The following is a 26,025-nucleotide window of genomic DNA, read 5'->3' on the forward strand; positions in this document are numbered from 1 at the left end:
GGCGCCTATAACCTCGTATGCGTGTCGTCTCTCGCGCTGTACCGCCGCTATCGCCCGGAGTCGTTCGCCGAGGTCATCGGGCAGGAGCATGTCACCGACCCGTTGCAGCAGGCGCTGCGGAACAACCGGGTCAATCACGCGTACCTGTTCAGCGGCCCGCGCGGATGCGGAAAGACGACCAGCGCCCGGATCCTCGCCCGCTGTCTGAACTGCGCGCAGGGTCCCACCCCCACCCCGTGCGGGGAGTGCCAGTCCTGCCAGGACCTGGCGAGGAACGGCCCGGGCTCCATCGACGTCATCGAGATCGACGCCGCCTCGCACGGTGGTGTGGACGACGCCCGTGAGCTGCGGGAAAAGGCCTTCTTCGGCCCCGCCTCCAGCCGGTACAAGATCTACATCATCGACGAGGCCCACATGGTCACGTCGGCCGGCTTCAACGCCCTGCTCAAGGTCGTCGAGGAGCCCCCGGAGCATCTGAAGTTCATCTTCGCCACCACCGAGCCCGAGAAGGTCATCGGGACGATCCGGTCGCGGACCCACCACTACCCCTTCCGCCTCGTGCCGCCGGGGACGCTGAGGGAGTACCTGGCCGAGGTCTGCGGGCGGGAGAACATCCCCATCGAGGAGGGCGTCCTCCCGCTGGTCGTGCGCGCCGGCGGCGGATCCGTGCGTGACTCCATGTCCGTCATGGACCAGCTGCTCGCCGGGGCGCGGGAGGAGGGTGTGACGTATGCCATGGCCACCTCCCTCCTCGGCTACACCGACGGCTCGCTCCTCGACTCCGTCGTCGAGGCCTTCGCCACCGGCGACGGCGCCGCCGCCTTCGAGGTCGTCGACCGCGTCATCGAGGGCGGCAACGACCCCCGGCGCTTCGTCGCCGACCTGCTGGAGCGGCTGCGGGACCTCGTGATCCTCGCCGCCGTCCCGGACGCCGTGGACAAGGGGCTCATCGACGCCCCCGCGGATGTGCTGGAGCGCATGCAGGCCCAGGCCGGCACCTTCGGCGCCGCCGAGCTCAGCCGCGCCGCCGACCTCGTCAACGACGGCCTCACCGAGATGCGCGGCGCCACCTCGCCGCGACTCCAGCTCGAACTGATCTGCGCCCGCGTGATGCTCCCCGCCGCGTACGGGGACGAGCGTTCGGTCATGGCCCGGCTGGACCGGCTCGAGCGCGGCGTGCACTTCTCCGCGGGCGCCGCCGCTCCCGCGATGGGGTACGTCCCCGGACCCGAGGCCCACGCCCAGCAGCCCCCCGCGCCGGTGCAGGCCCAGGCCCCCGCGCAGGCCCAGGGGCCCGGTCACTCGGCGGCGGTTCCGCCCACCGGCGGCCCGGCAGCGGCCCGCGCGGCGGTACGGGGAGGGGGAGCCCCGGCCCCACAGGCTCCGTCCGCCCCGCAGGCCCCGTCCGCCCCGCCCGAGCCGTCCACCGAGGCCGCTCCGGCCCACCAGCCTCCCACGGCCGCCGAGACCACCCCGACCCCCGCTGCCACGGCACCCGCCCCCACCCCCGGCGCCTGGCCCACCGCCACCACCCTCGGCAGCGGCCGCCGCCCGGGCGGCTGGCCCACCACCACGCCCACCGCAACCCCGGCCACCACGCCCACCGCGGCCCCATCGCCCCCTCCCGCGCCCTCCGCTCCGAGCACCCCCGCACAGGCCCCTGCTCCGCAGCACACCCCCGCCGCTCCCAGCACCGGCGGTGGCGGCCTCGACCCCCGCACGCTCTGGCCGAACATCCTGGAGGCCGTCAAGAACCGCCGCCGCTTCACCTGGATCCTGCTCAGCCAGAACGCCCAGGTGACCGGCTTCGACGGCACCACCCTCCAGCTCGGCTTCGTCAACGCCGGCGCCCGCGACAACTTCACGACCAGCGGCAGCGAGGACGTCCTGCGCCAGGCGCTCATGGAGCAGTTCGGCGTCCAGTGGAAGATCGAGGCCATCGTCGACCCGTCCGGAGGCGGCGGCTCCGCCCCTCCGCAGGGCGGTTCCTCGGGCTACGGCGGGGGCGGCTACGGCGGCGGTGGCGCCACGGCGTCCCCCAGCCGCCCGGCACCTCCCCAGCCCACCCCCGCGCCCGCCTCCTCGGCCTCGCACTCGGCACAGCCGGCCCCGTCGAGAGCGACCCCCGCCCCCGCTCCCGTACCGCAGCCCTCCGCCCCGGAGCCCCCACCCCGGCCCCCCGTGTCCATCGAGGACGACATCCCCGAGGACGACGACCCGGACCTCAACGAATCGGCCCTCTCCGGCTACGACCTGCTCGTCCGCGAGCTGGGCGCGACGGTGGTCGAGGAGTTCACGAACGAGTAGGCCGAGCACTCACGAGCCGCTCCTCTTCGTAGGAATCCGGTAGGTGGAATCCGTAGGATCCGTAGGGATCCGTAGGAATTCGTAGGAACCCACAACCCCCGCTCCCGCCCTCCTTCAGCAGCCCGCACAATCCGGCCACCCCGGCTGCGGCTAGGCTGACCCCGTGAAGGTCCTCGTCATCGGCAGCGGCGCCCGCGAACACGCCCTGTGCCGCTCCCTGTCCCTCGACCCCGACGTCACCGCGCTGCACTGCGCCCCCGGCAACGCCGGCATCGCCGAGGTCGCCGAGCTGCACCGGGTCGATGCCCTGGACGGCGCCGCCGTCACGGCGCTGGCCACCCGGCTCGGTGCCGACCTGGTCGTGGTCGGCCCGGAGGCACCCCTGGTCGCCGGTGTCGCCGACGCCGTGCGCGAGGCGGGCATCCCGGTCTTCGGCCCCTCCGGGGAGGCCGCCCAGATCGAGGGTTCCAAGGCCTTCGCCAAGGACGTGATGGCGGCGGCCGGCGTCCCGACGGCCCGCTCCTACGTCTGCACGACGCCCGAGGAGGTCGACGAGGCCCTCGACGCCTTCGGCGCCCCTTATGTCGTCAAGGACGACGGTCTCGCCGCCGGCAAGGGCGTCGTCGTGACCGCCGACCTGGAGGCCGCGCGGGCGCACGCCAACTCCTGCGAGCGCGTGGTCATCGAGGAGTTCCTCGACGGCCCCGAGGTCTCCCTCTTCGCCATCACCGACGGCCAGACGGTCCTCCCCCTCCAGCCCGCCCAGGACTTCAAGCGGGCCCTCGACGGTGACGAGGGGCCGAACACCGGCGGCATGGGGGCGTACTCCCCGCTGCCGTGGGCCGACCCGAAGCTGGTCGAGGAGGTCCTGGAGACCGTTCTCCAGCCCACCGTCGACGAGATGCAGCGCCGCGGCACGCCGTTCTCGGGGCTGCTGTACGCCGGTCTCGCGATCACCTCGCGCGGAGTGCGGGTGATCGAGTTCAACGCCCGCTTCGGCGACCCGGAGACCCAGGTCGTGCTGGCCCGTCTCAAGACACCGCTCGCCGGGGTCCTGCTGGCCGCCGCCAAGGGCGAACTCGCCGACCTGCCGTCGCTGCGCTGGAGCGCCGATGCCGCGGTCACGGTGGTCATCGCCTCGCACAACTACCCCGGCACCCCGCGCACCGGCGACCCGATCACCGGCCTCGACGAGGTCGCGGCGCAGGACGCCCCGCACGCCTACGTCCTGCACGCCGGTACCCGTACCGACGGCGACGCCGTGGTCAGCGCGGGCGGTCGCGTCCTGTCGGTCACGGCGACCGGGGAGGACCTGGCCGCGGCCCGGGAGCGCGCGTACCGGGCGGTCGCCCGCATCGGCCTGGACGGCTCCCAGCACCGCACGGACATCGCGGCGAAGGCGGCCGCCGAGTAACAGGCCCTCCCGATGAACCCCGCAGGCCCCGGATCCGTCTCAGGAACCGGGGCCTGATCCTTGCTGTCCGTCATCCAGCTTTCCCCAGAGCCATTCCATCGAGTGACCGATGCCCCATCCGGCTGACGGAGGCCGGACCCCCAACTATGGTGCGGCGCAAGCGTTCCGGCACTTGGCCCACCGGCATTGCGATGTCAGTGACGGGTGCCACAGTGGGGGAATGACCAAAGCCAGGACAGGTGGGACAGGCAGCGCAGCCTTGACGGCCCGCGCATGGGGGAGGGGGTGAGGTCCGGTCGTGACCGGTATGGGTGTGGAGGCAGGCGCACAGGCCGCGCGTTCCCGGGCGCTGGCCGTGCTGCGGATCCGTAGCCGGGCAGTGGCGGTCGCGCTGCTGCCCGCGGCGGCCGCCGTGGTGCTGCTGGCCGGTGGCTCCACCGGCCACCTCGTGGGCTCCGGCTGGGATACCGCCCGCTGGGCCGTGACCTGGGTCGCCGTGCTCGTGCTGCTGGCGGCCGGCGGGATAGCGCTGGTCGTGGCCCGCTCCCGGCCGGCCGTCAGTCCGACGGTCGCGATCGCGGAGGAGTCGGCCCCCGATCTGTACCGGATGGTGCGCGACCTGGCCGACCGCCTGGACGTGCCCGCGCCCTCCGCGATAGCGCTGACCCCGGACTGCGACAGCTGGCTGGAGGACCGCACCCACCCGGCCCACGGCCCGCCCCCGCGCGAGCACCGCGACGAGCTCACCAGCGGCCTGCGCGGCCCGCACCGCCGAACCTCGGCGGCCCCGGTGCTGGTCATCGGATCGCCGTTCCTGTGGTGGATGCGGGTGGGCGAGCTGCGAGCCGTCCTCGCCCCGGTGGTGGCCGGTACGGGCCCCTCGGCGCACCCCGACATAGCCGCGGCCCGCCGTTTCGTACGGGGGCTGGACGCGGCGGTGGCAGTGGCGTCGGCCCCGAACCGCGGCCCGCTCTCGCGCGCTGTGCTGGCCGGCGTCGGCAAGGTGGCCCGCCTGCTGCTCAGCAGTTGCCGGGTGCACGCGGCGGAGATGGAGCGAGGGGTGGCCGCGGCGGCGGCGGAGCGTGCACAGGCTGTGGATTACGGACTGCGCATCGTCGCCCAGGAACAGGTGGGCCTGGCCTACGCGGGCTGGGACCGACTGCTGACCCGGGTGGCCCTCCCGGCCTGGCGGATGGGCCGCTGGCCGTCCCGCCTGGACGCGGGAGTGGTGGCCGCCCTCACCGAACTCTCCCGCCGGGACCGGCTGGCCGAGGGCTTCGCCTCCCGCCTGGGCGAACGCCCCGCATGCGACCTCCTGGAGGAACCGGGCGCGGTGGACGAGGCGGCATCGTTGCTGGCCGCGCGGCTCTTCCACGGCGGCCCGGCGGAATCGGGCCCGGACTGGTCCCCGGTCGGCTGGCAGGAGTACCCGGAAGAGGTGGTCGACCGCAAATGGCGTACGGACGCGGCCCGCCTCCACCGAGTCCTCGACGCCCTCGGCGTCCGCCGCCCCAACCCCCGGACGGACGGCCCGACCCTGTCCCGCGTACTCGACCACTTGTCGACGCCGGAGGACCCCGCCGGCCCGGCGGATGAGCGAACCATGCGGATGGACCGTTCTCCAGCGACGGATGAGCGGACCACGCCGAAGGACCTTGCGCCCGCGCCGGATGAGCGAACCGCGCCGGAGGAGCCGACACCTGTGTCTGCCCCCGCGCCCGCCCCGCAGCCGGACCCCGCGCAGCCGGACCCCGCGCAGCCGGACCCGGCCCCCGCCCCGCAGACGCCCCCCGCACCCGAGGACGAGCCCGAGGCCGACCCGGAAGACCCCACCGACCCGGAAGACCCCACCGACACCGAGCGCTCCGCCGCCCTCGCCGCAGGCCTCACCGCCGAACTCGCCCGCGAGGAATCCGCGGTCCCGCCGAGCCCGGCCGCCCCCGCCCCCGACACCGCACTCTGGGACGACGGCACCCTGCCCCTCTTCCCGCTCCAGCCCCCGCGCTCCCCGCGCGAGTTGCTCGCGGACCACGTCACCGCGATGGTCTGCTGCGCCGCCATGGACACCGCGGGCGCCACCCCCGGCCTGGACTGGCTCGACGGCCCCACCCTCCTGGTCAACGGAGAACGCGCCGCCGACCTCACCCCCCGCGTCCTCAGCCTCATCGAGGAGGGCGACCCGGCCCCCTTGCAGGAATGGCTGATCGAATCCGGCATACGCCCGGAAAAGCCGGTACGCCTCGTCTGACGGCCCCCGAGCCCTCCAGCCCCCGAGCCACAGCGCGCCCCGCACACAGCGCGCCCCGCACACAGCGCGCCCCGCACACAGCGCACCCCGCAAACGGAACCTCGCATTCCACTTTCGGCCAATTCGCGACGAATAGTGACAGCGTGCGTGCGCAATGTGATGTGCTGGGACCGATCGCGCCCATGGCAAGGGCTTGCGACATACGACCGTCACGAAGACGCCACAGACCACGCACATCACACAACCCACACAAACCACTCAGACCACGGGGGCAAGAGGGAGGGGAGCGACCATGGGGTCGGAGCAGATCCGCCGCTGGGAGTCGGGAGCACTCGCGCACGCCGTCACGGACCCCTTCGGCCAGGGCCCCGTCCCCTGGCTCCGTGGCACGGAGACGTACTTCGACGACACGGGCCAGGTGGTCCCCTGGTACGTGGACGCGCCCCAGGCCGCCCCGGGCATCCCGGGCACCCCGGCCCCCCCGGGCGCCCCCCGCGTCCCCACCCCCCGTACCACCTCCGGCACCCGCTCGCCCCGCCCCACCGAGGGCCCCCGCTCGGCGGACGACGTCCACCGCCAGATCAAGGGCTTCACCTCCACCGGCGCGGTCGCCCCGGGCGAGGCCGTCGACTTCCACATCACCGTCGACCCGCCCCAGCAGTTCAGCGTCGACGTCTACCGCATCGGCCACTACGGCGGAGACGGCGCCGCCAAGATCACCACCAGCCCCCGGCTGTCCGGCATCGTCCAGCCCCCGCCGCTGGCCGCCGACCGCACGGTCTCCTGCCACCACTGGTGGCTGTCCTGGCGGCTGCAGATCCCGTCGTACTGGAGCATCGGCGCCTATGTCGCGGTGCTCACCACCGCCGACGGCTACCGCTCCCACATCCCGTTCACCGTCCGGGACAACCACCCGGCCGATCTGCTCCTGCTGCTGCCGGACGTCACCTGGCAGGCGTACAACCTCTACCCGGAGGACGGCCGCACCGGCGCCAGCCTCTACCACGCCTGGGACGAGCACGGCCGGCTGCTCGGCGAGTCGGACGCCGCGACGACCGTCTCCTTCGACCGCCCCTACGCCGGCGCCGGCCTCCCCCTGCACGTGGGCCACGCCTACGACTTCATCCGCTTCGCCGAGCGCTACGGCTACGACCTCGCCTACGCCGACGCCCGCGATCTGCACGCCGGACACATCGACCCCACCCGCTACCGCGGCCTGGTCTTCCCGGGCCACGACGAGTACTGGTCGACGCCCATGCGCCGCACGGTCGAGCGGGCCCGCGACCACGGCACCTCGCTGGTGTTCCTCTCCGCCAACACCATGTACTGGCAGGTGGAGCTGGGCCCGTCCCCGTCCGGCGTCCCCGACCGCCTGCTGACCTGCCGCAAGCGCAAAGGCCCCGGCAAGCCGGTCCTGTGGCGCGAGATCGACCGCCCCGAGCAGCAGCTGATCGGCATCCAGTACGCGGGCCGGGTCCCCGAGCCCCACCCCCTGATCGTCCGGAACGCCGACCACTGGCTGTGGGACGCCACCGGCGCCCACGAGGGCGACGCGCTCGCCGGCCTGGTCGCGGGCGAGGCGGACCGCTACTTCCCGCGCACCGCGCTGCCCGAGCACGAGGAGCGCATCCTGCTGGCGCACTCCCCGTACACCGACGGCGAGGGAGCCCTCCGCCACCAGGAGACGTCCCTCTACCGCGCCCCCTCCGGCGCCCTGGTGTTCGCCTCCGGCACCTTCGCCTGGTCGCCCGCCCTGGACCGCCCGGGCCATGTGGACCCGCGCGTCCAGCGCGCCACGGCCAACCTCCTGGACCGCATCTGCAAGCACGACTGACCCGGCCCGCAGGCCCTCGCCGACCCCCGGTCCAAGGTCAGACCCCTCATACGGGACAATCGAACCCTTGGCCCGCCCGTCTCCCACCGCCACCCTGTTCGAGCCCTGCGGGCGCCCCTTTGTTTTCGACCACGGGGAGGAACCGTGTCCGGATTCGTAGAAAAGCCCGAACCGATCGAGGTTCCGGGCTTGGTGCATCTGCACACCGGCAAGGTGCGCGACCTGTACCGGAACGAGGCGGGCGACCTCGTGATGGTCGCCAGCGACCGCTTGTCGGCGTACGACTGGGTGCTTCCGACCGAGATCCCCGACAAGGGCCGCGTCCTCACCCAGCTCTCCCTGTGGTGGTTCGACCAGCTCGCCGACCTGGTGCCCAACCACGTGCTGAGCACCGAGCTCCCGCCGGGCGCCCCCGCCGACTGGGCGGGCCGCACCCTGGTCTGCAAGTCGCTGACGATGGTCCCCGTGGAGTGCGTGGCCCGCGGCTACCTCACCGGCTCCGGCCTGACCGAGTACAACGACACCCGCACGGTCTGCGGCCTCGCCCTCCCCGAGGGCCTGGTCGACGGCAGTGAGCTGCCCGCCCCGATCTTCACCCCGGCCACCAAGGCCGAGGTCGGCGAGCACGACGAGAACGTCTCGTACGAGGAGGTGGCCCGCCAGGTCGGCGCCGACACCGCGGCCCGGCTGCGCCAGGCGACCCTCGCCGTCTACTCCCGCGGCCGGGACATCGCCCGCGAGCGCGGCATCATCCTCGCGGACACCAAGTTCGAGTTCGGCTTCGACGGGGACACCCTGGTCATCGCCGACGAGGTCCTCACCCCGGACTCCTCCCGCTTCTGGCCGGCGGACCGGTGGGAGCCGGGCCGCGCGCAGCCGTCGTACGACAAGCAGTACGTCCGTGACTGGCTTACCTCCGCGGAGTCCGGCTGGGACCGCGGGAGCGAGCAGCCGCCGCCGGCGCTGCCGCAGCAGGTGGTGGACGCCACCCGCGCCAAGTACGTGGAGGCGTACGAGCGTCTGACCGGCACGAGCTGGACGTAGGCGAGGCAAACGAAGAAGCCCCCCGGTGGACCGGGGGGCTTCTTCCGAAGAGATACAAAGAGATACAAACTGATTCGAAGTGATTCGAAGAGAGCGGACGACGAGGCTCGAACTCGCGACCTCAACCTTGGCAAGGTTGCGCTCTACCAACTGAGCTACGTCCGCAGTGCGCCGTGGCGCGAGAGCAACTATACCCAACCCCGCTCGCGGGCGAGACGCACCGCCGTATGACGGTTCTCCGCCCCGAGCTTGGAGACGGCCGAGGACAGATAGTTCCGCACGGTCCCCTGGGACAGCGCGGCCCGCTCCGCGATCTCCGCCACGGGCGCGCCGTCGGCGGCCAGTTCCAGCACCTCGGCCTCCCGCGCGGTCAGTGGTGAGTCCCCGGCGGAGATCGCGTCGGCGGCCAACTCGGGGTCCACATAGCGGTTTCCGGCACGGACCGTGCGGATGATCTCGGCGAGCCGCTGGGCGCTGACGGTCTTGGGGACGAACCCGCGCACACCCGCCGCAAGTGCCCGCTTGAGGTGCCCGGGGCGGCCATGACTGGTCACGATCATGACCTGGCAGGACGGCAGTTCCGCCCGCAGGGATGTGGCGACCTTCACACCGTCGGCGCCGGGCATCTGCAGGTCGAGCACGGCCACGTCGGGCGCGTGGGCGCGGGCCATCGCGAGCGCCTCGGGACCGGACGCCGCCTCGGCGACGACCACCAGGTCGTCCTCCAGCGAGAGCAGCGCGGCCAGCGCGCCCCGGATCAGATGCTCGTCGTCGGCGAGCAGCACCCGTACCTTCTCGCTCACGCCGCCACCTCCTTCAACGGCACCTCGGCCACCACCCGGAACACGCCTCCCTCGGCTCCCGCCTCCAAGGTCCCCGCCACGGCGGCGAGCCGCTCGCGCAGCCCGGCCAGCCCCGAGCCGCCGCCCTGCGAGGCGGGTCCGGCGACCCCGTCGTTCTCCACCGTCAGCACCACACATCCCTCGCGCACCCGCACGGACACCCCGCAGCGCTCCGCGTTACCGTGCCGCAGCACATTCGTGGTGGCCTCCCGGACCACCCACCCGAGCGCCGACTGCACCTCGGCCGGCAGCCCCGCCACCGGCCCGCTCACCTCGCAGGAGATCCCGGCCGCCGTCAACACCCCGTGCGCCCCGGCGAGTTCGGCCCCGAGGTCGGCCTCGCGATAGCCCCGTACGACATCGCGCACCTCGCGCTGCGACTCCCGCGCGATGCGCTGCACCTCGATCATCTGGTCCACGGCCTCCGGGCGTTCGCGCCGGGCGAGCTGGACGGCCAGCTCGCTCTTGAGGGCGATGACGGCCAGATTGCGGCCCATGACGTCGTGCAGGTCCCGTCCGAACCGCAGGCGTTCTTCGGCGACGGCCAGCCGGGCGCGGGTCTCGCGGGCCTCGTCGAGTTCGTAGACGGCATCCAGCAGCCAGACGGAGAAGGCGGAGGTGAAGGCGACGAACCCGCCGCCGAGCAGCACCACCAGCGCGGTGACCAGGCTTTCCGCGGTGGGCAGCCCCAGCGGCCAGCTGACGGCCCAGGCCCCCGCAGCGAAGCCGCCGACCACGGCGAGCACCCGGCGGCGCTCCCGGACGCCGAGCGCGATGGAGCCCGCCCCGAAGGCGGTGACGCCGGCGAAGACGGCACCCGCCGCGGCATCGACGTCCTTGCCTTCGGGCCCGTGCTGGACGAGCGCGAGCGCGCCCACGGCGATCACCGCGGTGGCGGCGGCGAGCGCCCACATCAGCCGCACCGGCTGGTCCCGCCGCCCGCGCGTCCAGTCCAGGGCCCGCGAGGCGGTCAGCATGGTGAGCGCCGCGTGTCCGCACACCACGAGCAGCAGCCAGCCGCCGACCGCCGGACCTGCCTGGCCGAAGGCGGCGAGACCGACGGAGAAGATCTCCGCCAGCCCGAAGAAGTGGAACGACCAGCGCGTGTACGTCTCGACCTTCGCGGGCGTGCTCTTGCCCCGCCACCATCCCCCCGACACGCGCCACTCCCCGCTCTTCCCGTACGTCAGCGCCGCGGCTCCCAGCGGAACCACCGCCCTACAGCAAACACCGCGAGCGCGGTCCAGGCCAGCGCGGTGAGCAGGGCGCCCAGCGCCTCGTACGCCGACAGGGAGCCGGTCCAGCCGCCGCGCACCAGGGTGATCACGGGGCTGAGCGGCAGCAGGGCGCACACCGAGGCCATCGAGTCGGGCAGCAGCTCCAGCGGGACGGCGATCCCGGAGGCCACCATGGAGACCATCACCAGCGGCAGCGAGGTGACCTGCGCGCTCTCCACGGTCCGGGTGAAGGCGGCCGTCAGGGCGGCCAGCGCCGCACACATCACCAGGCCGAGCAGCAGGCCGGCGACGGCGAGGTGCAGCGCCTTGGGGGCGGTCACGTCCAGCAGGGCCGTGCAGCCGGCCACCAGGACCAGGGCCTGCACCAGGCCGACGGCCAGGAGCGGCAGCGCGGCCCCGGTGAGGATCTCGTGGTCGCGCAGCTCGCCGGTGCGCAGCCGCTTCAGGACGAGTTCCTCGCGCCGGCCGACGAAGACGCCGATGAGCGCCGAGTACACCGCGAACAGCAGCGAGAAGCCGATCGCCCCCGGCAGCAGCACCTGCCCCACGTCGAGCCCGTGCTCGGCGAGATCCATGTCCTCCACCGCCGCCCGCACGGTGAACGGCAGCACCAGTGGCACGAACACGGCCGCCACGATCATGCCCTTGCTGCGCCCGAACAGGGTCAGCTCCGCCCGCGCCAGCGCCGCCACCCGCCGTGCCGGGGTCGATATCACCATCGGCTCGCTCATGCCGCGTACTCCTTCGCCTCGGACGCCTCCCGGGCGATGCCCAGGAACGCCTCCTCCAGTGACGCCGACCGCACATCCAGCCGCCGCAGCTCCACCCCGGCCCGGTCGGCCCAGGTCAGCAGCCCGGTGGCGGCCCGCTGGAGCTGGTGGGTGCGCAGCCGTACGACCCGGCCGTCCACCTCGTGCCCGGTCACGCCCAGCTCGTCCAGGGGCGGCAGGTCGCCAAGGAACCAGTTGTCGGGCAGCTCGAAGGAGATCCGGGCGGGCCGGCTCGCGGTCACCTCTGCCGGGGTTCCGGCCGCCGCGATGCGCCCCTCGTGCAGGATCGCCAGCCGGTCGGCGAGGCCCTCCGCCTCCTCCAGGTAGTGCGTGGTGAGCAGCACGGTCGTGCCCCGCTCGCGCAGGGTGCGCACCAGTTCCCAGGTGTCCCGGCGGCCCTCGGCGTCGAGTCCGGTGGTCGGCTCGTCGAGGAACAGCACCTCGGGGTCCCCGATCAGCGCGAGCGCCAGGTCCAGGCGCCGCCGCTCGCCCCCGGAGAGCTGCTTGACCCGCACCCCGGCCCGCCGCCCGAGCCCGACCAGCGCCAGCACCTCGCCCTCCGGCCCTGCGCCGCTGACACACCCGGCCCACATCCGGGCGGTCTCGGCGACGGTCAGCTCGGACGGAAAGCCGCCCTCCTGGAGCATGACCCCGGTGCGCGGCCGGACGACGGCCCGCTCGGCGTAGGGATCGTGCCCGAGCACCCGGACGCGTCCCTCGGCGGGCTTGGCGAGCCCTTCCAGCAGTTCGACGGTGGAGGTCTTGCCCGCGCCATTGGTACCGAGCAGCGCGAAGATCTCGCCGCGGGCCACCGAGAAGGTGATGCCGCGCACCGCCTCGAACCCGCCCCCGTACACACGCCGCAGGTCGGTGACCTCAATCACGTGTTCGCGTTCGTTCCTGTCCATGACTTCAGCGTCCCGGCGCCCCGGGCGGCCCGGCAGTGCGCGCTGTCATCACCCGGCATGACAAATGTCAGAAGCGGGGGAAACACGAAAAGACCCCGGTCCGATGGACCGGGGTCTGATTCCCGAGCGGACGACGAGGCTCGAACTCGCGACCTCAACCTTGGCAAGGTTGCGCTCTACCAACTGAGCTACGTCCGCATTGCCTCCGACCGGCTCTCACCGATCGGCGCGAGCACCAGCCTACCTGATCCCGAAGGATGCCCGGTACGGCGATGCAGAGCGGGTGACAGGAATTGCACACTGCGCCTTCCCCCTGGAAGGGGGATGTTCTACTACTGAACTACACCCGCATGTACTCCGTGAGCTGGGCTTTTCCGGCCCCGCCCGGCGGCGTGCTCCAGACTCTAGCTGATCGGGAGGGGTGCTGCGCAAGTCGGTTGTCCTCAGGGCCCGCTGACGCACCCTGAGGACGGCGCCCGGGGACGTCACTGCGCGGCGGCGAACGCCTCGTAGACCTTCTTGGGGATCCGGCCGCGCGCCGGTACGTCCATCTTGTTGGCCTGGGCCCAGGCCCGGACGGCGGCCGGGTCCGGGGCGACCTCGGTCTGCCGGTAGGCCTTGCCGGAGCGCGACCGCTTGCGGCCGGCCTCCACGTACGGCTCGAGCGCCTTACGCAGTTTCTCGGCATTCGCTTGGTTCAGGTCGATCTCGTACGACTTGCCGTCGAGTCCGAAGGCGATCGTTTCCGCCGCTTCCGAGCCGTCGATGTCGTCAAAGAGGGTGACCACGACCTTCTGCGCCACGAAATTGTTCCCTTCGTACGGCACGGCTGACAATTCATTTGTACAGTGCCCGACAATGCATTGGGAAGCCCGACTAAATCCTCCCGCGTGTCCGAGCGCAATAGGTATCGGGTGACGATCTCGGATCTTTCGCTGAACTTTTCCCGGTACCGCGCTCTTCCGCCGGTTCGTGATGGCCATCACGTAGTTTCCTACAAGTCGACGCGCGTAGAAATTTTGTGCGGGTAGTCTGAAACCACTGCAGGAACCTGCTCAGCACCACACCACCGGGAGTGCACGTGGCACGCGTCGTAGTCGACGTCATGCTCAAGCCGGAGATCCTCGACCCCCAGGGCCAGGCGGTGCAGCGCGCACTGCCGCGGCTGGGATTCGAAGGCATCTCGGACGTCCGTCAGGGAAAGCGATTCGAACTCGAGGTTGACGGGCCGGTCGACGAGGCCGCGCTCGCCCGCATCCACGACCTTGCGGAATCCTTCCTCGCCAACACGGTGATCGAGGACTTCACCGTCAAGGTGGAGGAAGTCGCGGAGGCGGCGAAGTGACCGCTCGTATTGGCGTCGTCACTTTCCCGGGAAGTCTCGACGACCGGGACACCCAGCGCGCGATCCGCCTCGCGGGTGCCGAACCGGTCGCCCTGTGGCACAAGGACAAGGACCTCAAGCAGGTCGACGCCGTGGTGCTGCCCGGCGGTTTCTCCTACGGCGACTATCTGCGGGCCGGCGCCATCTCCCGCTTCTCGCCCGTGATGGAGACGGTCATCGAGCAGGCGAAGGCCGGCCTTCCGGTCCTCGGCATCTGCAACGGCTTCCAGATCCTCACCGAGGCCCACCTGCTCCCCGGCGGCATGCTCGGCAACGACCACCTGCACTTCATCTGCCGCGACCAGAAGCTGCGGGTGGAGAACGCGGACACGGCCTGGACCGCCGACTACACGGCCGGCCAGGAGATCCACATCCCGCTGAAGAACATGGACGGGCGGTACGTCGCCGACGAGTACACGCTCGACAAGCTGGAGGCCGAGGGCCGGGTCGTCTTCCGCTACCTGGACGTCAACCCCAACGGCTCGCTCCGCGACATCGCCGGCATCACCAACGAGGCCGGCAACATCGTCGGCCTGATGCCGCACCCGGAGCACGCCACGGAGCCGCTCATCGGCACCGGCCGCACCGACGGCCTCCCCTTCTTCACCTCGATCCTCAAGAAGCTGGTCAACGCATGAGCCGGACGCCTCTGGACACGGTCGAGCACGCGACCGCGACCCCCGACGTCGAGCTGCCCTGGGCCGAACTGGGCCTGAAGAAGGACGAGTACGAGCGCGTGGTCGAGATCCTCGGCCGCCGGCCCACCGGTGCCGAACTCGCCATGTACTCGGTCATGTGGTCCGAGCACTGCTCGTACAAGTCCTCCAAGGTCCACCTCCGCCAGTTCGGCGAGAAGGCCCCCGAGTCCGACGCGATGCTCGTCGGCATCGGCGAGAATGCCGGCGTCGTCGACGTCGGCCAGGGCTACGCGGTCACCTTCAAGGTCGAGTCGCACAACCACCCCTCCTACGTGGAGCCCTACCAGGGCGCGGCCACCGGCGTCGGCGGCATCGTGCGCGACATCATCGCGATGGGCGCGCGGCCGGTGGCGGTCGTGGACCCGCTGCGCTTCGGCGCGGCCGACCACCCCGACACCAAGCGCGTCCTGCCGGGCGTCGTCGCCGGCATCGGCGGCTACGGCAACTGCCTGGGCCTGCCCAACATCGGCGGCGAGGTCGTCTTCGACTCCTGCTACCAGGGCAACCCGCTGGTCAACGCCGGTGCCATCGGTGTGATGCGGCACGAGGACATCCACCTCGCGAAGGCGTCCGGCGCGGGCAACAAGGTCATCCTGTACGGCGCCCGCACCGGCGGCGACGGCATCGGCGGCGCGTCGATCCTGGCGAGTGAGACCTTCGACGACGCCAAGCCGAGCAAGCGCCCCGCGGTCCAGGTCGGCGACCCCTTCCAGGAGAAGCTCCTCATCGAGTGCACCCTGGAGGCGTTCAAGGAGAAGCTGGTCGTCGGCATCCAGGACCTCGGCGCCGCGGGCCTGTCCTGCGCGACGTCGGAACTGGCGTCGAACGGCTCCGGCGGCATGCGCGTGACGCTGGACGACGTACCGCTGCGCGACTCCACGCTCTCGCCCGAGGAGATCCTCATGAGCGAGTCGCAGGAGCGCATGTGCGCGGTCGTGGAGCCGGAGAAGGTCGACCGGTTCCTGGAGATCTGCGACAAGTGGGACGTCATCGCCACGGTGATCGGTGAGGTCACCGACGGCGACCGGCTGGAGATCTTCTGGCACGGCGGCAAGATCGTCGACGTCGACCCGCGCACGGTCGCCCACGACGGCCCGGTCTACGAGCGTCCCTACGCCCGCCCGTCCTGGCAGGACGCGCTCCAGGCCGACGACGCCAACAAGCTGCCCCGGCCGGGGACTCCGCAGGAGCTGCGGGCGCAGGTCCTGAAGCTGGTCGGTTCCCCGAACCAGGCGTCGAAGAAGTGGATCACCTCGCAGTACGACCACTTCGTGCAGGGCAACACCGTCCTCGCCCAGCCCGAGGACTCGGGCATGATCCGCATCGACGAGGAGACCGGCCTCGGCGTCGCCATCGCCACCGACGGCAACGGCCGCTACGCCAAGCTGGACCCGTACGCGGGCGCCCAGCTGGCGCTGGCGGAGGCCTACCGCAACGTGGCGACCACGGGCGCCAAGCCGCTCGCGGTGTCGGACTGCCTGAACTTCGGCTCGCCCGAGGACCCGGCGGTGATGTGGCAGTTCGCGGAGGCCGTCCGCGGTCTGGCGGACGCCTGCCGGCAGCTCGGCACCCCGGTCACCGGCGGCAACGTCTCCCTCTACAACCAGACCGGCGAGGTGGCCATCCACCCCACCCCGGTCGTGGCGGTGCTCGGCGTCATCGACGACGTGGCCCGCCGTACGCCGGTCGCCTTCCAGGAGGAGGGGCAGCTGCTCTACCTCCTCGGCGACACACGTGAGGAGTTCGGCGGCTCGGCCTGGTCCCAGGTGATCCACGACCACCTCGGCGGCCTGCCCCCGAAGGTCGACCTGGAGCGCGAGCGGCTGCTCGCCGACATCCTGATCTCCGCCTCCCGCGACGGCATGATCGACTCCGCGCACGACCTGTCCGACGGCGGTCTGGTCCAGGCGGTCGTCGAGTCGGCGCTGCTCGGCGGCAAGGGCGCCCGGCTGATCGTCCCGGACGGCCTGGACGCCTTCACCTTCCTCTTCTCGGAGTCGGCGGGCCGCGCGGTCGTCGCCGTGCCCCGCTCGGAGGAGCTCCGCTTCACCGACATGTGCGGTGCCCGGGGCCTGCCGGCCACCCGGATCGGTGTCGTCGACGGCGACGCGGTCGACGTCCAGGGCGAGTTCACCCTCCCCCTGACGGAATTCCGCGAGATCCACGAGGCGACGATCCCGGCCCTGCTGGCGTAGTCGGCCGTACCACCCGAAGGTCCCGTCCGCTCGCCGGACGGGACCTTCACGGCTCACCGCGCCCTGCCTACGCTTGATCGCATGCCCCCGGCCAAGAAGCGCGCCCGCAGTTACGACCCCGCCAAGATCCGCACCGCGGTCTTCGCCCAGCTCGCCCACGTCCAGGACGCCGTGCGCGGCCTCACGCCCGAACAGCTCGCGCTGCCGACCCGGCTCGGCGCGTGGACCGTCCGGGAACTCATCGCGCACATCGGGATGGCGCTCACGGGCATCGGGCGCTCCCTGGCGCTGCCGGAGCCGCCGAAGCAGGACGCCGTACTGCTGGACTGGGCGTTCGCGACCTCCGCCAGCTCCTCGGACATCGACGCCTTCACGCGGCGGCTGGTCCAGGAGCACCCGGACCTCGGCGCCTACCTCGCCGACAGCGCGCGCGCCCTCCACGAGCAGCTCGACACCCACCCCGGCACCCGGCTGCTCGACACCAACGCCGGTGCCCTGCCGCTCGCCGACTACCTCGTCACCCGCGCCGTCGAACTCGTCGTCCACACCGACGACCTGAACGCCGCGGTGCCCGGTCTCGACGTGCCGTACGACCGCCAGGCGCTCGCCGCCTGCACCCGGCTGCTCGCCGACGCGCTCGCCGCCAAGGCGCCCGGCGGCTCCACCGAGGTGCGGATCCCGCCGTACGCCGTCGTGCAGTGCGTCGAGGGCCTCCGGCACACCCGGGGCACCCCGCCGAACGTCGTGGAGACCGACCCGCTGACCTGGATCCGGCTCGCGACCGGGCGGCTGCGGTGGCCGGACGCCCTGCGCGAGGCGAAGGTCAGCGCCAGTGGTGAGCGCGCCGATCTCGGCGCTCTGCTGCCCCTGATGAGCTGACGACACAACGGACCGGTAACGACAGCGAACCCAACAGGCGCCTCGTACGTCGAAGAGACATGAAGCGGACGACACGTATGAAGTACGCCGCCGCAGGCCTCGCCGGCACCGCCGTGCTGGCCGCCTGCGGCACGGAGTCCGGATCCGGCAGCGGCGCGGTCGGAGACGGCGAGAAGACCACCACGACCGCCGACGTCCTCGCGGACACCCGCTGGGTCCCGCGGACGGCGACCGTCGACGGCAAGGAGTACGAGCTGCCGACGGGGGAGAAGGACTTCCGGGTGGACGAGGCGCACATCCTGTTCCGGCCCGGCACCGCCGAGCCCGACGTCGGCGGCGGGAAGTCGGGCGGCACGGTGGGCTGCAACGACTTCGGCGCCGATGCCGAGGTCGACGGCGACAGCGTGCGGATCACCGACCTCGCCTCCACCGCGATGGCCTGCCCCGGCCCTGTGCAGGAGTTCGAGGAGAAGTTCCAGAGCGTCTTCACCGGCACCCTGAAGGCGAAGATCGAGGAGCGGGACGGTGCCAAGATCCTCACCCTGACCCGCGCCGACGGTGACAGCCTCACCCTGCGCGAGGGAGCCGCGAAGGAGACGCCGGCGCCGCCCCTGAAGGGCACGAAGTGGACCGTCGACACCCTGGTCTCCGGCAAGGGCGACGACGCCACGGCCCAGTCCCTGCCCAAGGGCACCAAGGCCCACCTCACCCTGGCCGAGGACGGCAGCGCCAGCGGCAGCCTCGGCTGCAACACCTTCCGCGGCAAGGCGACCGTCAAGGACGGCACCATCGCCTTCGGGCCGCTGTCCACCACCCGCAAACTGTGCGAGGGGCCCGTGATGAAGGCGGAGCGGGAGCTGATCGACATCCTCGCCGGCAAGGTGTCCTACCAGCAGAAAGACGGAGAACTGACCCTTACGGCGGGCTCCGGGGACGGACTCGTCGCCCGTGCGAAGTAAGAAAGCCCACTCCCAGCGAATTCGGACCAGTGGTCGATCTCGCCTACACTCGGAGGCGTGCCACGTGGTGACGGTCGACTCAATCATGATCTGCTCCCCGGTGAGAAAGGCCCCCAGGACGCTTGCGGCGTCTTCGGCGTCTGGGCTCCGGGCGAAGAGGTCGCCAAGCTCACTTACTTCGGGCTCTACGCCCTCCAGCATCGAGGCCAGGAATCCGCGGGGATCGCGGTCAGCAACGGCTCCCAGATCCTCGTCTTCAAGGACATGGGCCTGGTCTCCCAGGTCTTCGACGAGACCTCCCTCGGATCGCTCCAGGGTCATATCGCGGTCGGTCACGCCCGCTACTCGACCACCGGCGCCTCCGTGTGGGAGAACGCCCAGCCGACGTTCCGCGCCACCGCGCACGGCTCCATCGCGCTCGGCCACAACGGCAACCTGGTCAACACGGCGCAGCTCGCCGAGATGGTCGCCGACCTGCCCAAGCAGGAGGGCCGCACCCCTCGGGTGGCGGCGACCAACGACACCGACCTGCTGACCGCGCTGCTCGCGGCCCAGGTGGACGAGGACGGCAAGCCGCTGACCATCGAGGCGGCCGCCCACCAGATCCTCCCGCAGGTCCAGGGCGCCTTCTCGCTGGTCTTCATGGACGAGCACACCCTCTACGCCGCCCGGGACCCGCAGGGCATCCGCCCGCTGGTCCTCGGCCGGCTGGAGCGCGGCTGGGTCGTCGCCTCCGAGTCCGCCGCCCTCGACATCTGCGGCGCCTCCTACGTCCGCGAGATCGAGCCCGGCGAGTTCGTCGCCATCGACGAGAACGGCCTGCGCACCTCGCGATTCGCGGAAGCGAAGCCCAAGGGCTGCGTCTTCGAGTACGTGTACCTGGCCCGCCCGGACACCGACATCGCCGGCCGGAACGTCTACCTCTCCCGGGTGGAGATGGGCCGCAAGCTGGCGAAGGAAGCCCCGGTCGACGCCGACCTGGTCATAGCGACGCCGGAATCCGGCACCCCGGCCGCCATCGGCTACGCGGAGGCCTCCGGCATCCCCTTCGGCGCGGGCCTGGTGAAGAACGCCTACGTCGGCCGGACCTTCATCCAGCCCTCGCAGACCATCCGCCAGCTCGGCATCCGCCTGAAGCTGAACCCGCTGAAGGAAGTCATCAAGGGCAAGCGGCTGGTCGTCGTCGACGACTCCATCGTGCGCGGCAACACCCAGCGCGCCCTGGTCCGCATGCTCCGCGAGGCCGGCGCCGCCGAGGTCCACATCCGGATCTCCTCGCCGCCCGTGAAGTGGCCCTGCTTCTTCGGCATCGACTTCGCCACCCGCGCCGAACTCATCGCCAACGGCATGACCATCGACGAGATCGGCACCTCCCTCGGCGCCGACTCCCTGGCGTACATCTCCCTCGACGGCATGATCGAGGCGACCACCATCGCCAAGCCGAACCTGTGCCGCGCCTGCTTCGACGGCGAGTACCCGATGGATCTCCCGGACCCCGAGCTGCTCGGCAAGCAGCTGCTGGAGACCGAGCTGGCCGCAGGGCCCGCCGCCACGGCCGCCGCGGACGCGATCCGCCGCCCCTAAGTTCTGCCGTACGACACGAAAGTTCTCACCACATGTCTGCTGTGTCTCATTTGGGAACTCCGTCCCCCGGCACGGGTGCCAGCTACGCGGCCGCGGGCGTCGACATCGAAGCGGGCGACCGCGCCGTCGAGCTCATGAAGGAGTGGGTGAAGAAGACGCAGCGCCCCGAGGTCCTCGGCGGCCTCGGCGGTTTCGCCGGCCTCTTCGACGCCTCCGCCCTCAAGCGCTACGAGCGTCCCCTCCTCGCCTCCGCCACGGACGGCGTCGGCACCAAGGTCGACATCGCGCGGCAGATGGGCGTCTACGACACCATCGGCCACGACCTGGTCGCCATGGTCATGGACGACATCGTGGTGTGCGGCGCCGAGCCGCTGTTCATGACCGACTACATCTGCGTCGGCAAGGTCCACCCCGAGCGGGTCGCCGCCATCGTGAAGGGCATCGCCGAGGGCTGTGTCCTCGCCGGCTGCGCCCTGGTCGGCGGCGAGACCGCCGAGCACCCCGGTCTGCTCGGCCCGGACGACTTCGACGTCGCCGGCGCCGGTACGGGCGTCGTGGAGGCCGACCGGCTGCTCGGCCCCGATCGCATCCGTAAGGGTGACGCCGTGATCGCCATGGCGGCCTCCGGTCTTCACTCGAACGGGTACTCGCTGGTCCGGCACGTCCTGCTGAACCAGGCCGGGCTCGCCCTGGACGCGCGGATCGAGGAGTTCGGCCGCACCCTCGGCGAGGAGCTGCTGGAGCCGACCAAGATCTACTCGCTGGACTGTCTGGCGCTGACCCGGACCACCGATGTGCACGCCTTCTCGCACATCACCGGCGGGGGTCTCGCCGCCAACCTGGCCCGGGTGATCCCGGACGAGCTGCACGCGATCGTGGACCGCGCCACCTGGACCCCCGCCCCGGTGTTCGACCTGGTCGGCAGGACCGGCGAGGTGGAGCGCCTGGAGCTGGAGAAGACCCTGAACATGGGCGTCGGCATGATCGCGATCGTGCCGGAGGAGTCGACGGACGCCGCCCTGACGACGCTGGCCGACCGTGGGGTCGAGGCCTGGGTCGCGGGTGAGATCACGGACCGCGGCGAGCACACCACCGGCGCCGAGCTGGTGGGGGACTACGCCTGATCGGCAGCACGAAACCCGGTCCGGCGCCAAGGCCCCGGACCGGGTGAAGTGCAGCTGTGACTAAGACTGCGAAGCGTGCTGCGTCAAGCGCCGCGACGCTGGGACGTGGGACCGGACTCGCCGTCCTCGTCCTCGTCGTCGTCGTTGTAGAGATCCGCGTACTGGGCGTACGGGTCGTCTTCGTCCTCGTCGTCCTCGAACGGCTCGCCGTTCGGCGGCTGGCTCGAAGTCGAAGCGCCCAGCTCGCTGGCCAGACGCGACAGGTCAGTCCCGCCGCTGTTGTACTTCAGCTGGCGGGCGACCTTCGTCTGCTTGGCCTTGGCCCGGCCGCGCCCCATGGCTCGACCCCCTCGGTGACGGGGCTCGACGGCCCCAGAGTCTCGACACGCGTTCATGATCTGGAACGGCCTCTCCGCAGAGAGACCGGTCCGTAGGGCTTCCACGGTACCTGAGCCCGCGCCCATACGGTACGTCGCCCACAGGACGCGCGTGTGCGCAGGACCTTCGAGGAGCCCCGTCCTCGCTGGTCAACCGCGATTTTAACCACTTATCGCCGGTCGACCCGCCGGTAGAAGTGAGAGTTCTCTCTAAGTGCCCACCGGCGGGTACCGGTCAGACGGGTGCGCCCTCGGCGGATCAGCGTGCCCGGCGCGCCGCGGCGGCCTCGTGCATCCGCTGCTCGGCGATCCGGTCGGCCGCCGCGGCCGGCGGGATCCCGTCTGCCTTCGCACGTGCGAATATGGCCAGCGTGGTGTCGTAGATCCCGGCCGCCTTGGCCTTGCACCGCTCGAAGTCGAAGCCGTGCAGCTCGTCGGCGACCTGGATGACGCCGCCCGCGTTCACCACGTAGTCCGGCGCGTAGAGGATCCCGCGGTCGGCGAGGTCCTTCTCCACGCCCGGGTGGGCGAGCTGGTTGTTGGCGGCGCCGCAGACGACCCTGGCGGTGAGCACCGGCACGGAGTCGTCGTCGAGCGCCCCGCCGAGCGCGCAGGGCGCGTACACGTCGAGGCCCTCGACGCGGATCAGCGCCTCGGTGTCGGCCACGGCCGTCACGGTCGCGTGCCGCTCGGTGATCCGGCGCACCGCGTCCGCGCGGACGTCGGTCACGAAGATCTCGGCGCCCTCCGCGACCAGGTGCTCCACCAGGTGGTGGCCGACCTTCCCGACGCCCGCGATGCCGATCCGCCGGCCGCGCAGCGACGGGTCGCCCCACAGGTGCTGGGCCGAGGCCCGCATGCCCTGGTAGACGCCGAACGCGGTGAGCACGGAGGAGTCACCGGCGCCGCCGTTCTCCGGCGAGCGGCCGGTGGTCCACCGGCACTCCCGGGCGACGACGTCCATGTCGGCGACATAGGTGCCGACGTCGCAGGCGGTGACGTAGCGCCCGCCGAGGGAGGCCACGAACCGGCCGTAGGCCAGCAGCAGCTCCTCGGTCTTGTCCCGGTCGGGGTCCCCGATGATCACGGCCTTGCCGCCGCCGTGGTCCAGACCGGCCATGGCGTTCTTGTACGACATCCCGCGCGCGAGGTTCAGGGCGTCGGCGACGGCCTCCGCCTCGGTCGCGTACGGGTAGAAGCGGGTACCGCCGAGGGCGGGGCCCAGCGCGGTGTTGTGGAGGGCGATCACGGCCTTCAGGCCGCTGGCACGGTCCTGGCAGAGCACGACTTGCTCATGACCCCCCTGCTCCGAGTGGAACAGGGTGTGCAGTACATCAGCAGGTGCGCCGGTTACGTCGGTCACTGTGGTGACTCCTGGGTAAGTAGCGGCGGTTCGGAGCAGCTCCCGTGCGGGTGGCGGGAGCTGTGAGCACGAGATTAGAGCCTGGGGAGCCCCGCCACCTCGACGTGCTCAGGATCACCTACTCCCGGAGTACCCCCGTGCGACGATTTGCATAGTTTTCCCGCCACTTTGTGAGCGGGTTTCGCAGGTTTTCCTGGCAGACGGAGGGGGAGGGAGCAGGCGTGCCCAAGGTGTCCTCGGTGACCGTCCCGTACGCGACCTATCTGCGCGTGTACGAGCCGCTGGCCGCCTTCCCCGAACCCGAGCGCGAGCACTGGGCGCGCTACGCCCGCCGCGCCGACCGTCCGTCGTACCAGGACGAACTGCGCCGCGCCCTCGCGGACTTGCTGCCCACCCCGCCGGTCCCGGTGCCGGTGCACGAGAGCACGGACGCCTTCGTCCTGGAGGCGGACGGGGTGGTGTGCGTGTGCCCCTGGCGCACCCGGCTGCGCGGCTGGCAGACGCTCGGCGAGCTGGGCGGGGAACTGCCCGGGCCGGTGCTCGAGGCGGTGCTCCCGGAGGTCGTACGGCGCCAGGCGGCCCAGGACTACGAGCGCTGGCTGGCCCGCAACCCGGACGCCCGGCCGTGGATCCGCACCTCGACCTGGCAGGTGCCGTTGCACTGGTTCGTGCTGGTCTCGGACGAGGAGCGGCGCTACGACAAGGGCACCGGCGAGATCCCGCCGATGCTGCGCTACCGCACCCCGATGGTGCAGGCGCGGCGCCGGGTGGCGCGGGCCCTGCGGACGCTCAAGGACACCGTCGACGAAGGGCCGCTCATGGAGGGCCTGACGGACGTGGGGCGCTGGCTGGAGGAGTTCCATCCGCGGTCCCTGGTCGAACTCGACTACGGCGGCCTGGTGCATGTGCTGCCGGCCGGAGAGCTGGAGGACGACCACTCCGCCGCGGACGTGGCCGAGGGCATCGCGGCGCTCCGGGAGGGCGACGGGGCGGCGGCGGGGGCGGCCTACGGGCGGCTGGTGGAGCGGTGGCGGTCGGTACGGGACCGGCGGTCCGCCAACTGACTGTGGGCCAAGTCACGAACTGGCGTTTGACCTGACGCCCGTTTTGGGGTTTCCTCCTGCCTCTGATGCGCCTGGCACTCCTGAAGTTTCGTCAACATCGGACGTAGGTCCCGATCCGGGCGTTCCCCTCAAGGTGTGTCAAGCGTGATGGACCGCACTTACGCGGCCCTTGCGTCTCTTGCCCTCCCTCATGCCAAAATAGGACAAGGAGTCCGGGGAGGACTCCGCTCGCATTGCATGCTTTATGGGGGGTCTGATGACTCCTGATCGCCCTGTGACTGATCGTCACAGCGGCGTGACTGTCCGCTATGGCATGGTCCATCGGCTTCCGTCGCTGATGAACACCTGGAGGGGCAATTCCATCGGTTTGGCCGACGCGGCTGGACAGATGGTGTAGTTGTAGTGCCGAGGACAAGCCGTTCGTCCTATAACCGACTCGACTCGCGTCCGCCATTTCGGGCAACGCGGGTCAAGGTGCAGAATTTAGAGGAAAGAACCGAGAAGGTTCGGTTCTCCCGAGGAGGCCGCTCATGACCGCTCGCACCCCTGATGCCGAGCCGCTGCTGACCCCGGCTGAGGTCGCCACGATGTTCCGCGTCGACCCCAAGACGGTCACGCGGTGGGCGAAGGCCGGAAAGCTTACGTCGATCCGCACGCTCGGCGGGCACCGCCGTTACCGCGAGGCTGAGGTCCGCGCTCTGCTCGCGGGCATCCCGCAGCAGCGCAGCGAGGCCTGAACAACTTCATAACCGGACAAATCGGCAAGTCCCCCAACATGTCGAGGCGTCCGGAACCCACAGCTCCAAGCGACGCGGGTACTGCCCCAACAGGGCCCACGCCCAAGGCTTCAGGCAACTGACAGGGTGCGTCGTAGATCGCGCTGGACTCCGCCGGGTCCAGCGCGATCTTTTTTGTGCGCCGAACCGGGGGGTGCGGGTGCCCCTGTGTGTGGCCTTGTCGGAGCCTGGGGAGGGGTGTCGGATCTCCTGTGGGCACACCCTCCCGGGGAGTGCAATTGCACATATTAAATTGACCAGTTGTAGGTGGGGGGTAAGTACCGCGGTTTCGGAAACCCATGCGGTGACACCCGTCACATGCCAGGGACCTTGTTGCCCGTGGCGTATGTGCGCTAAAGAAGCCAGACGCTCCAGCACCCCACCAGCGCACGGGTGTTGAGACCGGCGAGGGTCACTCGACGGGCTCGGGCTCGGACTCGTCGGACGTCCGCTCGGCCTCCGTCGGCGGGGAGGCCATCGCCAGCCGCAGCAGCTGATGGCAGATCGGACAGTGCCGCGTCAGATGCCGGTAGGAGGAAGCGGCCGCCAGATGCGCACGGAGCAACGCCCGCGTCTCGTGCCTAGCCGAAGCCGCCATACGCCACCTCCAGGGCCGTACGGGGAAGGAGCCCTGGTTTCCTGGGTACCGAGCGAATGTGACGCCGTCAAGAAGGCGTGGAGCGCCCCAGGGCCGGAAGGGGCCGCACGGGGACGCATGGGGTCGGCGCATGCAGAAGAGCCCGGGTCTCGGAGACCCGGGCTCTACATCATGCGGTCCTGACGGGATTTGCTGTACCCGATTGCGGCTGCGCCGCGGGCGCGGCCTCCACCTCGACAGGGTGGCGGGGGTTGTTGACATGCGTAGGGCCCGAGTCTTTGCGACCCGGGCCCCACAACTCGATGCGGTCCTGACGGGATTTGAACCCGCGGCCTCCACCTTGACAGGGTGGCGAGCACTCCAAACTGCTCCACAGGACCAGGTTTCGCGGCGCTTCTTCCTGCGTTGCGCTGCGAGAA

Annotated in this window: 22 protein-coding genes and 4 tRNA genes; 14 read left to right on the plus strand and 12 right to left on the minus strand. The window is 71.3% G+C overall.

Annotated elements, in window-relative coordinates:
* Positions 1-21: 21 nt before the first annotated feature.
* From ACWD1Z_RS30085 to ACWD1Z_RS30105, 5 genes are all read left to right on the plus strand, one after another.
* On the plus strand, positions 22-2,307 hold the full coding sequence (locus ACWD1Z_RS30085; protein ID WP_451122817.1) for a DNA polymerase III subunit gamma and tau: 2,286 nt from the start codon (positions 22-24) through the stop codon (positions 2,305-2,307).
* 163 nt (positions 2,308-2,470) lie between these two features.
* Positions 2,471-3,721 (plus strand): phosphoribosylamine--glycine ligase, encoded by a 1,251-nt coding sequence (gene purD / locus ACWD1Z_RS30090; protein ID WP_451122819.1) that lies wholly within the window; start codon positions 2,471-2,473, stop codon positions 3,719-3,721.
* Positions 3,722-4,028: 307 nt separating this feature from the next.
* Positions 4,029-5,969, plus strand: coding sequence for a hypothetical protein (locus ACWD1Z_RS30095; RefSeq protein WP_451122896.1), 1,941 nt, complete (start codon positions 4,029-4,031; stop codon positions 5,967-5,969).
* 292 nt (positions 5,970-6,261) lie between these two features.
* Positions 6,262-7,803, plus strand: coding sequence for a N,N-dimethylformamidase beta subunit family domain-containing protein (locus ACWD1Z_RS30100; RefSeq protein WP_451122821.1), 1,542 nt, complete (start codon positions 6,262-6,264; stop codon positions 7,801-7,803).
* 144 nt (positions 7,804-7,947) lie between these two features.
* Positions 7,948-8,847 carry a phosphoribosylaminoimidazolesuccinocarboxamide synthase gene (locus ACWD1Z_RS30105; protein ID WP_451122823.1) on the plus strand — a complete coding sequence of 300 codons (900 nt, stop codon included), beginning with the start codon at positions 7,948-7,950 and terminating at the stop codon, positions 8,845-8,847.
* Positions 8,848-8,939: 92 nt separating this feature from the next.
* Here the strand turns inward: ACWD1Z_RS30105 and ACWD1Z_RS30110 are convergent.
* The 8 genes from ACWD1Z_RS30110 to ACWD1Z_RS30145 all read right to left on the minus strand — a co-directional run bounded on the left by ACWD1Z_RS30110 (position 8,940) and on the right by ACWD1Z_RS30145 (position 13,408).
* Positions 8,940-9,012 (minus strand) — tRNA-Gly (locus ACWD1Z_RS30110).
* 23 nt (positions 9,013-9,035) lie between these two features.
* Positions 9,036-9,650 (minus strand): response regulator, encoded by a 615-nt coding sequence (locus ACWD1Z_RS30115; protein ID WP_451122825.1) that lies wholly within the window; start codon positions 9,648-9,650, stop codon positions 9,036-9,038.
* Positions 9,647-10,894, minus strand: coding sequence for a sensor histidine kinase (locus ACWD1Z_RS30120; protein ID WP_451122898.1), 1,248 nt, complete (start codon positions 10,892-10,894; stop codon positions 9,647-9,649). The genes ACWD1Z_RS30115 and ACWD1Z_RS30120 overlap by 4 nt, the downstream gene beginning before the upstream one ends.
* Positions 10,876-11,658 carry an ABC transporter permease gene (locus ACWD1Z_RS30125; protein ID WP_451122827.1) on the minus strand — a complete coding sequence of 261 codons (783 nt, stop codon included), beginning with the start codon at positions 11,656-11,658 and terminating at the stop codon, positions 10,876-10,878. Before ACWD1Z_RS30125 ends, ACWD1Z_RS30120 begins: the two co-directional genes overlap by 19 nt.
* Positions 11,655-12,605: an ABC transporter ATP-binding protein gene (locus ACWD1Z_RS30130; protein WP_451122829.1), complete on the minus strand. Its 951-nt coding sequence runs from the start codon at positions 12,603-12,605 to the stop codon at positions 11,655-11,657. The genes ACWD1Z_RS30125 and ACWD1Z_RS30130 overlap by 4 nt, the downstream gene beginning before the upstream one ends.
* A 125-nt stretch (positions 12,606-12,730) precedes the next feature.
* A tRNA-Gly gene (locus tag ACWD1Z_RS30135) sits at positions 12,731-12,803 on the minus strand.
* Positions 12,804-12,883: 80 nt separating this feature from the next.
* Positions 12,884-12,955: transfer RNA gene (locus tag ACWD1Z_RS30140), tRNA-Gly, on the minus strand.
* Between the two features lie 135 nt (positions 12,956-13,090).
* Positions 13,091-13,408 carry an Lsr2 dimerization domain-containing protein gene (locus ACWD1Z_RS30145; RefSeq protein WP_186286515.1) on the minus strand — a complete coding sequence of 106 codons (318 nt, stop codon included), beginning with the start codon at positions 13,406-13,408 and terminating at the stop codon, positions 13,091-13,093.
* 278 nt (positions 13,409-13,686) lie between these two features.
* On the opposite strand from ACWD1Z_RS30145, the gene purS reads away from it, so the two are divergent.
* The 7 genes from purS to purM all read left to right on the plus strand — a co-directional run bounded on the left by purS (position 13,687) and on the right by purM (position 21,428).
* Positions 13,687-13,950, plus strand: coding sequence for a phosphoribosylformylglycinamidine synthase subunit PurS (gene purS / locus ACWD1Z_RS30150; protein WP_015659417.1), 264 nt, complete (start codon positions 13,687-13,689; stop codon positions 13,948-13,950).
* Complete coding sequence (gene purQ / locus ACWD1Z_RS30155; protein ID WP_389416472.1) at positions 13,947-14,627, plus strand: phosphoribosylformylglycinamidine synthase subunit PurQ; 681 nt, start codon at positions 13,947-13,949, stop codon at positions 14,625-14,627. Before purS ends, purQ begins: the two co-directional genes overlap by 4 nt.
* Entirely contained in the window at positions 14,624-16,882 is a 2,259-nt protein-coding gene (gene purL / locus ACWD1Z_RS30160) for a phosphoribosylformylglycinamidine synthase subunit PurL (RefSeq protein ID WP_451122832.1), read from the plus strand. Before purQ ends, purL begins: the two co-directional genes overlap by 4 nt.
* An 81-nt stretch (positions 16,883-16,963) precedes the next feature.
* A complete protein-coding gene (locus ACWD1Z_RS30165) occupies positions 16,964-17,761 on the plus strand; it encodes a sterol carrier family protein (protein ID WP_451122834.1) in 798 nt (265 codons plus the stop codon).
* 59 nt (positions 17,762-17,820) lie between these two features.
* Positions 17,821-18,720, plus strand: a complete 900-nt coding sequence (locus ACWD1Z_RS30170; protein ID WP_451122836.1) for an META domain-containing protein — start codon at positions 17,821-17,823, stop codon at positions 18,718-18,720.
* A 57-nt stretch (positions 18,721-18,777) separates the two neighbouring features.
* Positions 18,778-20,304, plus strand: a complete 1,527-nt coding sequence (gene purF, locus ACWD1Z_RS30175) for an amidophosphoribosyltransferase (RefSeq protein ID WP_451122838.1) — start codon at positions 18,778-18,780, stop codon at positions 20,302-20,304.
* Between the two features lie 32 nt (positions 20,305-20,336).
* Positions 20,337-21,428 (plus strand): phosphoribosylformylglycinamidine cyclo-ligase, encoded by a 1,092-nt coding sequence (gene purM, locus ACWD1Z_RS30180; RefSeq protein ID WP_451122840.1) that lies wholly within the window; start codon positions 20,337-20,339, stop codon positions 21,426-21,428.
* 83 nt (positions 21,429-21,511) lie between these two features.
* Here purM and ACWD1Z_RS30185 read toward each other — a convergent pair whose 3' ends face one another.
* Complete coding sequence (locus ACWD1Z_RS30185) at positions 21,512-21,766, minus strand: DUF3073 domain-containing protein (protein WP_186286507.1); 255 nt, start codon at positions 21,764-21,766, stop codon at positions 21,512-21,514.
* Between the two features lie 298 nt (positions 21,767-22,064).
* The gene (locus ACWD1Z_RS30190; RefSeq protein ID WP_451122843.1) at positions 22,065-23,168 is read right to left on the minus strand and encodes a Leu/Phe/Val dehydrogenase; all 1,104 of its coding nucleotides are present in this window, start codon (positions 23,166-23,168) and stop codon (positions 22,065-22,067) included.
* A 221-nt stretch (positions 23,169-23,389) separates the two neighbouring features.
* Here ACWD1Z_RS30190 and ACWD1Z_RS30195 point away from each other — a divergent pair, with 221 nt between their 5' ends.
* Both ACWD1Z_RS30195 and bldC read left to right on the plus strand, forming a co-directional pair.
* On the plus strand, positions 23,390-24,232 hold the full coding sequence (locus ACWD1Z_RS30195) for a hypothetical protein (protein WP_451122845.1): 843 nt from the start codon (positions 23,390-23,392) through the stop codon (positions 24,230-24,232).
* 530 nt (positions 24,233-24,762) lie between these two features.
* Complete coding sequence (bldC, locus tag ACWD1Z_RS30200) at positions 24,763-24,969, plus strand: developmental transcriptional regulator BldC (protein ID WP_003949541.1); 207 nt, start codon at positions 24,763-24,765, stop codon at positions 24,967-24,969.
* Between the two features lie 451 nt (positions 24,970-25,420).
* On the opposite strand, the gene ACWD1Z_RS30205 is transcribed toward bldC, so the two are convergent.
* Both ACWD1Z_RS30205 and ACWD1Z_RS30210 read right to left on the minus strand, forming a co-directional pair.
* The gene (locus ACWD1Z_RS30205) at positions 25,421-25,606 is read right to left on the minus strand and encodes a DUF6274 family protein (RefSeq protein ID WP_451122847.1); all 186 of its coding nucleotides are present in this window, start codon (positions 25,604-25,606) and stop codon (positions 25,421-25,423) included.
* A gap of 305 nt (positions 25,607-25,911) precedes the next feature.
* Positions 25,912-25,986, minus strand: a tRNA-Asp gene (locus tag ACWD1Z_RS30210).
* Between the last annotated feature and the right edge of the window lie 39 nt (positions 25,987-26,025).

The organism is Streptomyces sp. NPDC002784, assembly GCF_053592135.1.

Excerpts from the sequence above, each read along its gene's own strand:
- ACWD1Z_RS30095 (WP_451122896.1), top strand. The coding sequence starts at position 4,029 with ATGGGTGTGGAGGCAGGCGCACAGGCCGCGCGTTCCCGGGCGCTGGCC.
- ACWD1Z_RS30100 (WP_451122821.1), top strand. The coding sequence starts at position 6,262 with ATGGGGTCGGAGCAGATCCGCCGCTGGGAGTCGGGAGCACTCGCGCAC.
- ACWD1Z_RS30125 (WP_451122827.1), bottom strand. The coding sequence starts at position 11,658 with ATGAGCGAGCCGATGGTGATATCGACCCCGGCACGGCGGGTGGCGGCG.
- ACWD1Z_RS30130 (WP_451122829.1), bottom strand. The coding sequence starts at position 12,605 with ATGGACAGGAACGAACGCGAACACGTGATTGAGGTCACCGACCTGCGG.
- purL (WP_451122832.1), top strand. The coding sequence starts at position 14,624 with ATGAGCCGGACGCCTCTGGACACGGTCGAGCACGCGACCGCGACCCCC.
- ACWD1Z_RS30165 (WP_451122834.1), top strand. The coding sequence starts at position 16,964 with ATGCCCCCGGCCAAGAAGCGCGCCCGCAGTTACGACCCCGCCAAGATC.
- ACWD1Z_RS30170 (WP_451122836.1), top strand. The coding sequence starts at position 17,821 with ATGAAGCGGACGACACGTATGAAGTACGCCGCCGCAGGCCTCGCCGGC.
- purM (WP_451122840.1), top strand. The coding sequence starts at position 20,337 with ATGTCTGCTGTGTCTCATTTGGGAACTCCGTCCCCCGGCACGGGTGCC.
- ACWD1Z_RS30185 (WP_186286507.1), bottom strand. The coding sequence starts at position 21,766 with ATGGGGCGCGGCCGGGCCAAGGCCAAGCAGACGAAGGTCGCCCGCCAG.
- bldC (WP_003949541.1), top strand. The coding sequence starts at position 24,763 with ATGACCGCTCGCACCCCTGATGCCGAGCCGCTGCTGACCCCGGCTGAG.
- ACWD1Z_RS30205 (WP_451122847.1), bottom strand. The coding sequence starts at position 25,606 with ATGGCGGCTTCGGCTAGGCACGAGACGCGGGCGTTGCTCCGTGCGCAT.